This window comes from Sphingobium sp. SG1 (assembly GCF_057063145.1).
Genome location: NZ_JBVVOJ010000042.1, coordinates 1 through 10299, shown reverse-complemented (window position 1 = coordinate 10299; position 10299 = coordinate 1). Strand labels below are relative to the sequence as shown.

10 protein-coding genes and 3 pseudogenes are annotated in these 10299 nt (G+C 58.9%); 12 read left to right on the top strand and 1 reads right to left on the bottom strand.

Going from position 1 to position 10299, the window contains the following annotated elements:
• Window positions 1-20 precede the first annotated feature (20 nt).
• The 7 genes from AC0KVN_RS27120 to AC0KVN_RS27090 all read left to right on the top strand — a co-directional run bounded on the left by AC0KVN_RS27120 (window position 21) and on the right by AC0KVN_RS27090 (window position 4139).
• Entirely contained in the window at window positions 21-371 is a 351-nt protein-coding gene (locus AC0KVN_RS27120; protein WP_483656752.1) for a type II toxin-antitoxin system YafQ family toxin, read from the top strand.
• Window positions 372-699: 328 nt separating this feature from the next.
• Window positions 700-1083 carry a hypothetical protein gene (locus tag AC0KVN_RS27115; RefSeq protein ID WP_483656751.1) on the top strand — a complete coding sequence of 128 codons (384 nt, stop codon included), beginning with the start codon at window positions 700-702 and terminating at the stop codon, window positions 1081-1083.
• 25 nt (window positions 1084-1108) lie between these two features.
• Window positions 1109-1534 (top strand): organic hydroperoxide resistance protein, encoded by a 426-nt coding sequence (locus tag AC0KVN_RS27110; protein ID WP_483656749.1) that lies wholly within the window; start codon window positions 1109-1111, stop codon window positions 1532-1534.
• On the top strand, window positions 1531-2010 hold the full coding sequence (locus tag AC0KVN_RS27105) for a MarR family winged helix-turn-helix transcriptional regulator (RefSeq protein WP_483656747.1): 480 nt from the start codon (window positions 1531-1533) through the stop codon (window positions 2008-2010). Before AC0KVN_RS27110 ends, AC0KVN_RS27105 begins: the two co-directional genes overlap by 4 nt.
• A gap of 40 nt (window positions 2011-2050) precedes the next feature.
• A complete protein-coding gene (locus AC0KVN_RS27100; protein ID WP_483656745.1) occupies window positions 2051-2539 on the top strand; it encodes a ferritin-like domain-containing protein in 489 nt (162 codons plus the stop codon).
• 179 nt (window positions 2540-2718) lie between these two features.
• On the top strand, window positions 2719-3309 hold the full coding sequence (locus AC0KVN_RS27095) for a recombinase family protein (protein ID WP_483656744.1): 591 nt from the start codon (window positions 2719-2721) through the stop codon (window positions 3307-3309).
• A gap of 512 nt (window positions 3310-3821) precedes the next feature.
• The gene (locus AC0KVN_RS27090) at window positions 3822-4139 is read left to right on the top strand and encodes a helix-turn-helix domain-containing protein (RefSeq protein WP_483656743.1); all 318 of its coding nucleotides are present in this window, start codon (window positions 3822-3824) and stop codon (window positions 4137-4139) included.
• Window positions 4140-4341: 202 nt separating this feature from the next.
• Here the strand turns inward: AC0KVN_RS27090 and AC0KVN_RS27085 are convergent, their stop codons facing one another.
• Entirely contained in the window at window positions 4342-5424 is a 1083-nt protein-coding gene (locus AC0KVN_RS27085; protein ID WP_483656742.1) for an IS630 family transposase, read from the bottom strand.
• A 101-nt stretch (window positions 5425-5525) separates the two neighbouring features.
• Between AC0KVN_RS27085 and istA the strand changes: the two are divergent.
• From istA to AC0KVN_RS27060, 5 genes and pseudogenes are all read left to right on the top strand, one after another.
• Window positions 5526-7047 (top strand): annotated as a pseudogene (gene istA, locus AC0KVN_RS27080) (IS21 family transposase).
• Between the two features lie 11 nt (window positions 7048-7058).
• Window positions 7059-7869 (top strand): annotated as a pseudogene (istB, locus tag AC0KVN_RS27075) (IS21-like element helper ATPase IstB).
• 621 nt (window positions 7870-8490) lie between these two features.
• Window positions 8491-9735 carry an aromatic ring-hydroxylating oxygenase subunit alpha gene (locus tag AC0KVN_RS27070; RefSeq protein ID WP_483656741.1) on the top strand — a complete coding sequence of 415 codons (1245 nt, stop codon included), beginning with the start codon at window positions 8491-8493 and terminating at the stop codon, window positions 9733-9735.
• Window positions 9732-10082 (top strand): hypothetical protein, encoded by a 351-nt coding sequence (locus tag AC0KVN_RS27065; RefSeq protein WP_483656740.1) that lies wholly within the window; start codon window positions 9732-9734, stop codon window positions 10080-10082. Before AC0KVN_RS27070 ends, AC0KVN_RS27065 begins: the two co-directional genes overlap by 4 nt.
• Window positions 10079-10299 (top strand): annotated as a pseudogene (locus tag AC0KVN_RS27060) (hypothetical protein); the annotation flags it as partial. The gene AC0KVN_RS27065 and the pseudogene AC0KVN_RS27060, both read left to right, overlap by 4 nt.

The window sequence follows — 10299 nt, the reverse complement described above, 5'->3', positions numbered from 1 at the left end:
AGCGAGCCTGGTAGATCGCCATGTTCAATCTTTGTTCTTCAACATGGCCAAAATCGCAGCTTCGGGCCGACTGGGCCAGTAAGCGGGCTTCGTTCCCAAGAGAGGCGTCCTACGAAAAAAGGTTCGTCAAGGATTGGGAGCGGCTGTCGCGCAGCGGGCGCTACAACATGAAACAGCTCAAGGAGGCGATGATGATGCTCATCGCCAACGATGCGCCGTTAGGCCCGGAATGGCTGGATCATCCGCTGAAAGGCGATTGGAGCGATCATCGCGAGTGCCATATCGGCGGCGATTTCCTCCTGATCTACACGATTGAGGGGAATCTGGTGAATTTCGTGCGCGCCGGCACTCATGCGGAACTGTTTGAATAGCCATGCGCGTAATCTTCATCCGCCACGGTCCTGGCCGTTGGTCGAGACGCGCGCATAGCCGTAAATCATCGCGCGATTCTGCATCAGATTTTTGTATCAGGGAAGGGCGCGGAAAACCGCGATTTCCGGTTTGATGCGTAATTTGTGAGTTGTGCATCAGCGGGTGCGTTTCCCTGTTCTTTTTCGGGAAAGTGAAATCTGGCTGAGGCTATCTGTCGACCCAGTGGAGGAAGCGCTTGCATCTGAATAGCACAACTGCACCCCAGCATATTAGTTGTTTACAATATAATTGCGTTCAATTATATTTTGCGGGGTAAGGAGGATGTGAATGATTCGTTTGAACGGTAGAGACACCGTGCGGCAGAGCGTCAGCTTTACGACGACCGAATGGGCGGTGATTGCGATCGGCCAGCGTGACCATCCGCGTACGCTGAAGCCAGCGAACCGCCCTTCGTGGCTTGGCTGGCTGTTCGGTCGTTCGCCGTCGCCAACGCTTGCCGATCCACGACTGGAGGCGCTGCGTCGGATGACGATCCTTGTCCGCCATTACGACTATGCGGTTCCAGCGCTCGAGGTGGAGGCTTTTACAGCAGCCGGGTTCTCGGCCTGTCATCTAAAGCTGCTGCTCGCGGGTAGCGGCGCGCCGCGACTCATACCGCAGGAGTCGATTGCATCTCCATCGCCCCACATCGCGCAGCCTGCCTTCGCCTGATCCGTTTAACCCAAGGAGTAACATCATGAGCCATCTCTACACGACCAAAGTCACCGCCGTTGGCGGTCGTTCTGGCACCATCAAGAGCGAGGACGGCATTCTCGACTTGTCACTCGCCATGCCTAAGGAACTTGGCGGCAAGGGCGGCGCAACCAATCCCGAGCAGCTGTTCGCCGCCGGTTACGCCGCCTGCTTCGAGAATGCGGTCATCCACGTCACCCGAGCGCAGGCCGACAAGGTGGGCGACAACGATATCGAAGTCGTCGGCGAGGTCGGCCTGCTACCGAACGGTGCCGGCGGCTTCAACCTGGCGGTGACGCTCGACGTCGAGATCGCCGGCCTTGATCAGGCCAAGGCCGAGGAAATCGTCAAGCAGGCGCATGCGGTGTGCCCTTATTCCAATGCAATCAAGGGCAATGTCGACGTCAAGCTTAACGTCACAACGCGATGAGCGACCCGGTGGCGACGCAGGGGCGGGAGGACGATCCTCTCCTGCTGGATCGACAGGTCTGCTTTCCACTCTACGCCGCCACCAATCTGCTCAATCGGCTCTACACCCCGGTGCTGGCCGAACTCGGCCTTACCTACCCCCAATATCTCGTCATGCTGGTATTGTGGGAGTGCGACGAGCAGACGGTGGGCGCACTCTGCGCCCGTCTCTATCTCGACAGCGGCACGCTGAGTCCGCTACTCAAGCGCATGGAGACGGCGGGCCTGGTCAAGCGGCAACGCGATCCGACCGACGAACGTCGCGTCCTTGTGGCGCTGACCGAGCAGGGACGCTCGATCCGAGAGCGGGCGTCCCATGTGCCGGAAACGATGTCCGGAGGCTTCCAGCCTGAAGGGATGGACGAGCTGCGCGAGAGCGTGCGCAACCTTGTTTCAGCCTTGGCGCAACACTCCGTCGTCCCACGGCCAAAAGGATGACCGGATCCCACTTGATACACAAACCATGAGGAGTTCTGAAATGAACGAACAAGCGAACCTGATGCCTCCCATCGATGTTCTGAACGGCCTGCTCGGCGCATATTGGAGCGCCTCGGCCCAGCATCAGACTCACGCCGCGTTGATCGAGGGTTGGGGGTTGGCCGGACTGGCCGAAGCGATGCGCGCTCGCATCGCCGACGAGCCGGTGACGATCACCGCGCTGACCAACCGCATCCTCGACTTGGGCGGGACACCTGCCTTTTCCTTTCTGCCGGTCAAAATAGGCGGAGACCTTCGTCAGGTCCTCGAAAACGACATGGATCTTCAGCGTAGTGCGCGCACCGACCTCAACAGGATCGTCGATCAGATCGCAGCGGCACATGATGCGACCACGCGCATACTCATCGAAGGGATTCTGGCCGATGAGGAAGAGCATCTTGCCTGGCTGGAGACCGAACTCAGCTTGCTCGATCGCCTGGGGGACGCGCTTTATGTTGCCAGTCGCCTAAATGCCGGAACAACGGTTTAGACGTATCTGTGGACACCTATCTTCCTCGTTCTATGTTCCAGACGGGTTTCGAGAAGGCTTAGCTCTCTTTTTTGATCGTTTGCGAGGAAGGACCGCCAGTCAAAACTTTTGCATCAGATCGAAACCCTAGGAAAACCAGCCTCTTCCCTGATGCAAAAATCTGATGCACGATTCCGGTCATGATTTACGGCTACGCGCGCGTCTCAACCACCGGTCAGGACTTGGCTCAGCAGCTCGCCCAGCTCACCGCTGCGGGGTGCGTGAAAATCTACCGCGAGAAGATCAGCGGAGCGACTGCCGAGCGGCCCCAGCTCAAGCGCGCGATCGGCGCGCTGGACGATGGCGACGTGCTGATGGTGACGGCGACCGACCGCCTTGCCCGCAATACCCGTGACCTGTTGAACATCCTCCATGCGGTGAAGGAGGCCGGGGCTGGCTTCCGTTCGCTGGCCGAGCCGATGGTGGATACGACCTCGCAATTTGCTGAGGTGATAATCGCGGTGCTGGGGATCGCGGCGAGCTGGGAGCGAGAGCGGATCACCGAGCGCACCGCCGCAGGGCGTGTCCAGGCAAGGGCGCGGGGCGTCAAATTCGGGCGTAAGACGGCCCTCACCCCCCACCAGCAGGTCATGGCATTAGATAGGCTGGCCGCTGGTGACACGCAGCGTACCGTTGCCGCGCTGTTCGATGTCAGCCAGGCAACCATATCGCGCCTTATAAGGGGAGCGCCTAGCTCCAAGCCAATTTATCTGTTCGCTGATGGCGAATAACAGTTGACATAAGGCGAATTTATGTTATGTATCCTGTACGCAATCGAGAAAGGTACAACATAAACCCACTGCAACTCGGGGCGAGTTAATCGCCTGCGGGAGATCCTCAGGGAGATCCTCATTTTTGTCGGCTGTTGAGGGGACCCCCGCGCGGGGCCGCCGGGACCACCGATAAGACGCGTCCGTGTGGTCGGACGCGAAGGGTTAAGGGGGGTGCTTCTTCTATCGTTGGTGCTTCAAGCGTGTGGGACCTAGCCAATAGTGGTCTAGGTCGTTTGGAGTACATACACGTGGTTACTAATCACTCATCGATTGCGAAGAAGAAGCATGCGAGAACTGGTAAGGTCAAGCGTCTCGTAAGGGATGTTCTGCTTAAGCCAGAGACTTGGAAGGCTGCAGTAGCAGCTTTGGATTTTGGTCTGAAGTTGGTTCGCGCAGTTTTGAAGGGTTTGGATTACTTTTCGTAAATCCCTCTTAACACCTATCCAACAAAGGGTGTTGGAGTATAAATTATGTATGACAGAGCATTAAAAACTATACGCCAGTATCATCGGCTTTCTCAATCGGAGATGGCGGAACAAATAGGCATTTCTAGATCTTACTTAAATGAAATCGAGCGAGATAAGAAAGAGCCTAGTTTAGAAATACTTAGGAAATACGCTGAGAGATTCGAGGTTCCTCTTTCATCACTGATGCTCTTTGCTGAAAGAGCACATAGCTCGACCTATGATAAGGCGAGAGTGTTTGTGGCGGATAAGGTTCTAAAGATGCTAGAATGGGCTGCTGAAGGGCAAGACGATGATGAGGTCAAAACAAAGCCGCGCCACTAGTCGTGTCCCAATTGAGCGGTGTCATCTTTTTGGAATACCATCACCTCACGCACTTGCGATCCGGCTAGGCTGGAAGCTGGAAAAGCTAGAAAGCCTAGCCGTTGATGGGGGATATGCGGTGTATCCGCATCCTAAAACGGGCCGCATAATTGAAGAACCCGGTAAAGCATTACAAAGCCTTCATCGACAATTACATCGCTACCTAGTGGATTGATTCCAACGTTTGGAACCCACGGTTTCGTGCGGCGATGATGTCGTCGGGATCGGCCTTCCAGATGAAGGGCTTGGTGTCGGCGGCGTTGTATTCGCGGATGAACCGATTGATGGCGGCCTGGAGATCGACGACGGAATGGAAGACGCCGTGCTTGAGCCGGCGCCTGGTCAGTTTGGCGAAGAAGCCCTCGACGGCATTGAGCCATGAGCACGAGGTCGGCGTGAAGTGGAAGGTCCAGCGCGGATGGCGGGCGAGCCATTCCTGGACTTTGTCTTTCTTGTGTGCCGCATAGTTGTCGAGGATCACGTGGATCGCCTTGTCCGCCGGAACTTCGCGCTCGATACGGTTGAGGAAACGGATGAACTCCTGGTGCCGATGGCGCTGCATGTTTTGCCCGATGACCGTGCCGTCCAGCACATTGAGAGCGGCGAACAGAGTGGTCGTGCCGTGACGCTTGTAGTCATGGGTCATCGTGCCGGCGCGGCCCTTCTTCATCGGCAGGCCGGGCTGGGTGCGGTCGAGCGCCTGGATTTGCGACTTCTCGTCGAACGACAGTACCACCGCATGGGCTGGCGGATCGACATAGAGGCCGACGATCTCGGTGAGCTTCTCGGCGAAGGCCGGGTCGTTCGACAGCTTGAAGCTGCGCCAGCGATGTGGACTGAGGCCGTGCGCTTTCCAGATCGCCTGCACCGTCGAGGCCGCAACGCCGACCGCCTTCGCCATCGCGCGAACCGTCCAGTGGGTCGCTTCGTGCGGCGGCGGTTCCTGCGTCAGGCGGACGATCTCGGCGACGCGCTTCGGCGGGACCGGCGCCTTGCCGGGCGGACGGGATTTGTCGCGAAGCAGACCATCGACCCCTTCGTGCATGAAGCGCTCCTGCCAGCGCCAGACGCAGGTCTTGGATTTACCGGTCTCGGCCATGATCGCCGAGGTGCCCAGACCATCGTCGCTCAACAGAACGATGCGTGTCCGCCAGACGTGCTTCTGCGGGCTCCGGGGGGCCGCTGCAACGTCGCACAACCGCAGACGGTCGGCGGCGGATAGGGTGAAAGTGATGCCATCTCGCATCCTTCCAGACTCGCACGTCAGCAAGCAGATGGGAATCCCCAATCGGACTCTTTTGTTCCGGTCAATCCACTAGACCTTGCGCCTTTGGGCGGGGTCGGAGGATGAAGAGAGTGGAGCTTTATCAGAAGGTTCGCCGTGCCGTGATGATCGACGGCATGAGCCGCCGCCGAACCGCAACGTACTTTGGGATCGACCGCAAGACGGTCGACAAGATGCTGATCTTTCCGGAGCCGCCCCAGCATGGGCGACAAGGACGGACATACAGCCGGAAGCTCGCTGCGTTCACCGAGGTCATCGACCGGATATTGGCCGGCGACCGCACGGTGCATGCCAAGCAACGGCATACCGCAGCGCGGATATTCGAGCGGCTGCGCGATGAGCACGGTTTTACGGGCGGCATAACGATTGTTCGTGATTATGTGGCGGGCGCCAAGTTGCGCAGCCGCGAGGTGTTCGTGCCCCTGAGCCATAAGCCCGGCCATGCGCAGGTGGACTTTGGCGAGGCGGACGGGATCATCGGCGGCAAGCTGACGCGGTTCCACTATTTCTGCATGGATCTGCCGCACAGCGATGCGCCGTTCTTCAAGGCCTATCCGGCCGAGGTGGCCGAGGCGTTCTGCGAGGGCCATGTCGCGGCGTTCGCCTTCTTCGGGGGCATTCCGCACTCGATCCTGTACGATAACACCAGGCTGGCGGTGGCGCAGATCCTGGGCGACGGGAAGCGTCAGCGCAGCCGGATGTTCTCGACCCTGCAGAGCCACTACCTGTTCGAGGACAAGTTCGGGCGCCCCGGCAAGGGCAACGACAAGGGCAAGGTCGAAGGGCTGGTTGGCTATGTGCGGCGGCACTTCATGGTACCGATGCCGGTGGCCGACAGCTTTGATGCCATGAACGCGCGCTTCCTCGAAGAATGCGTGGAGCGCAGGCAGGCTATGCTGCGTGGGCACAGTCAAAGCATCGGTGACAGGCTGACCACCGATCTGTCAGCATTTATGCCGCTGCCAGCGGTGCCGTTCGATCCGTGTCATATAGTGACGGGGCGGGCCTCGTCGATGTCGCTGGTGCGGTATCGCACCAATGATTACTCGGTGCCGACGACCTACGCTCACCAGGAGGTAGTGATAAAAGGCTATGTCGACCGGGTCGCGGTAATCTGCCGGGGCGAGCAGATCGCGGTGCATCCGCGCAGCTATTGAACGCGAAGACTTCATCGCCAACCCGCTGCACTATCTGGCGCTGCTGGAGCAAAAACCGCGCGCGCTTGATCAGGCTGAGCCGCTTGATGGCTGGATTTTGGCCGAACCGATGCACCGTATTCGCCGATTGATGGAGGCGTGCAACGGCAAGGAAGGACGCCGCGAGTTTATCCAGGTGCTGCGGCTGTGCGAGCGCTTCGAGCAGTCCCAGGTAGAATGGGCGGTGGCCCGGGGATTAGACCTGGGGGCGATCAGCTTTGATGCCGTGAAGATGATTGCGTTGGCCCGGCTTGAGCGGCGGACACCGCGCCTTGACCTGCAGTTTTATCCGCACCTGCCGCGCGCGCATGTCGGGCGCACCGACCCGAGTGTCTATATGGGCTTGCTGTCTCAGGCGGATGCTTCAGCGACAGGAGTACCGGCATGACCGAGCCCCTGATGCCGCTACCCGCCATGGCGCAGGCCCCCACCAGCGTGCCGCCAGCAGTGTTGCTGGCCAACCACCTCAAGGCGCTCAAGCTGCCGACGTTTGTGCGCGAGTATGAGAAGGTCGCCCTTGAGGCCGCGCAAGACCGCGCGGATTATCCGCGCTATTTGCTGCGGCTGTGCGAGCTCGAACGGATCGACCGCGAACGCCGGATGGTGAAACGCCGTATCCGCATGGCAAAGTTCCCGCACACCAAGAGCATCGACACCTTCGATTTTACCGCCCAGCCATCGCTCAACAAGGCGCTGGTGCTGGAACTGGCGCGCAGCGAATGGATCGAGCAGCGTCGCAATGTCATCGCGCTGGGTCCCAGCGGCACGAGCAAGACCCACGCCGCGCTCGCGCTTGGTCTTGCTGCCTGTCAGAAGGGCCAAAGCGTGGCGTTCACCACGGCGGCGGCGCTGGTACATGATCTTATGGAAGCCAGGGACGAACGCCGGCTGCGCATGCTTCAGAAGCATCTGGCCTCGGTCAAGCTGCTGATCCTTGATGAGTTAGGCTATGTGCCGTTCACCGCCGTTGGCGGCGAGCTGTTGTTTTTTCGAAGTGCTCAGCCAGCGATACGAACGGGGCAGAACGCTGATCACCAGCAATCTGCCGTTCGATGAATGGACATCGGTGTTCGGCTCAGAACGCCTCACCGGCGCATTACTCGACCGGTTGACCCACCACGTTCACATCCTCGAGATGAATGGTGATCGCTTCCGTCTCGCCAGCAGCCGCAAGCGCCAAAAGGACAAGGAGGGCATCAAGATGACATGATTGGAAACGGCCACCGGCAGCGGAAAATCGGCTTCCGCTCCGCTACAGCCGCTTCCCCGCTGCCGATAGTGCCCAGCCTCAACCCGAGGCTTTTTGTTTAAAGCGACTGGCCCCATTTTATACCGGCGTTGACAGGACTTGCTGCCTATCGCCAGAAGTGCGCCGAAGTAGTCGCCGGCGGATACGAAGGCTTCTCGATGAGGCGACGCGACGCCGCCGAGCAAGAACTGCAGACCGGGTGATTGAGGGTAAACTCGGGCCGCAACACTCGCGGCGGGCGCCGGCTGCTTGTGGGCCTGGTACGGGCGCGCCTTCCTGTCGCTGCGGCCATCCGACCCCCGTTGCATCCGAGCCATATTGGTGCTTGCTTTATCAATTCCGCCACGCTACATTGAGCGAATATATACGGCTCTTCCATCCAGGTAGTGGGGGATATCGACAAGGCTTTGCAAGCGCTCACCCAAGCAATGGGGGCTTCATAGTAATATTCGCGAATTGAAATTTTAGAGTTCGTTGGTCAAAGCTGGATTGGACAGTCCATACGACCGCTATCGGACCCTCGTCATTAGATATTCTTATCCACGATGAACGAGCAATCTAGGCAACATAAGGAGATGGCTGTTGGGAAAGCACGAGACTTTTGAGATTCCCGAAATCGGGTCGCATGAGCTGGGCACGGAGAAGCTTCCCGTCGAGCAATATATCTCGCGGGACTTGTTTGAGCTCGAGAAGAAGCATGTCTTCGGCAAAAGCTGGCTGATGGTCGGTCGCGAAAGCGACCTCACCGATCCCGGTCAATTCATCAATTTCCAGATCGAAGCACTCAGCGCCTCGGTGGTTATCGTCCGCGGCAAGGACGCTCGGCTGCACGCCTTTTACAATGCCTGCACGCATCGGGGTGCGCGAATCGTCAATGCGCCGTGCGGCAAGGCGCGTGGCGGACTGGTCTGTCCGTTTCACGGCTGGACGTTCGGTTTTGACGGCAGGCTGATCGACGTACCGGGCCGCGAATTGTTCGGCCAGCTCGATCCCGAGGCCGAGGGCCTGCATCGGGTGTCGGTCGATGTCTGGGGCGGCTTCGTGTTCATCAATCTCGACCCCAAGCCGGCCTGGACGTTGCGCGAATATCTGGCGCCGCTGGACGATTCGTTCGACCGCTATCTCGGTGATCCGCAATGGTCGTGGAGCTATGGCTGGCGGGCGGTGTTCAAGGCCAATTGGAAGCTACTCGTCGATGCCCAGATCGAGGGCTATCATGTCGATCAGACCCATCGCAAGACGATCGCCGGGGCGTTGACGTCGAAGACCATCAGTGCGACCCCCTTCCCGGACAGCAACGGCGTGCTTGGGCGTTTTGGTCTGTATTTGCCGGCGGATCCGAACGCCGGGCAGACGCCCATGAGCCTAATTTCGGCGCGCTATGGCGCCACTTCGCTCTACACTCGGTCCGAGGACGCCAAGGGCAGGAATGGCGCGGAAAATATTCTCAACACGCAAGAGCATCCGCTGTGGATCAGCGACGTTTATGCGCTGTTTCCGAACATCGTGATGTTTTTGCAGAAGGGCCAGATCTTTATTCAACGTGCAATCCCATTGTCAGCAGACGAATGCGTATGGGAGGTGGATTTTTACCATACGGATAAGAAGACCAACTTCGGCCACGAGTTCAATAATGAGCAAGGCAGCATTCAGATACGTGACGTGCTTTCGGAGGATATGTCCACGGTCGAGGGTATCCAGACGAACTATCGCTCGGGCGCTATTACCGAGATGAACGTCAACAAGCAGGAGGTGATTGTGCGCGCCTATTACCAGCGCATCATGCGTGCGATCGAGGAAGGCACTGCCAAGGATGCGCAGTCATGACTAGTGGTTCGACGCAACCGAATTTCAGCACGCTCGAGCCTCACACCACCGCTTGGGGCTTGCCCACTTCGGAGCAGCGCCTCGCCAAGCGCATGGCGAGCACGATCGAGGAGCTTCGCTCCTTTTACGACGCGATGCTTCCTCGCCTGCCGGAGATCATCGATTATCTGAACCAGTTTCCACTCGACTCCATTCCCGAGCCGGACCGGCCGCTTGGCTATGCTGCACTGGCCATGTGCGAGGTCGACAATGCCGTCAACAAGTGGGGAAAATCGACGCTTGAGACGGGAATCGACGTGCTGCGGATGATGCCGAAGAAGAATCTGTACGACAGGGGGCACGGATGAGCGGTCGGCTGGCGGGCAAGGTTGCGTTGATTACCGGTACGGGTGGTGGTCAGGGTCGCTCGGCAGCCCAGATATTTGCTCGCGAGGGCGCCAAGGTGGTGGGCTGTGACCTCAAGGTCGAGGCCGACCAGCAAACCGTCGGGCTCTGTTGCAAAGATTGGCGGCAGTCAGAGGTAGGCTGTCGCTCTGCGCCGATCAGGCGGCTGCTGCGAAATGG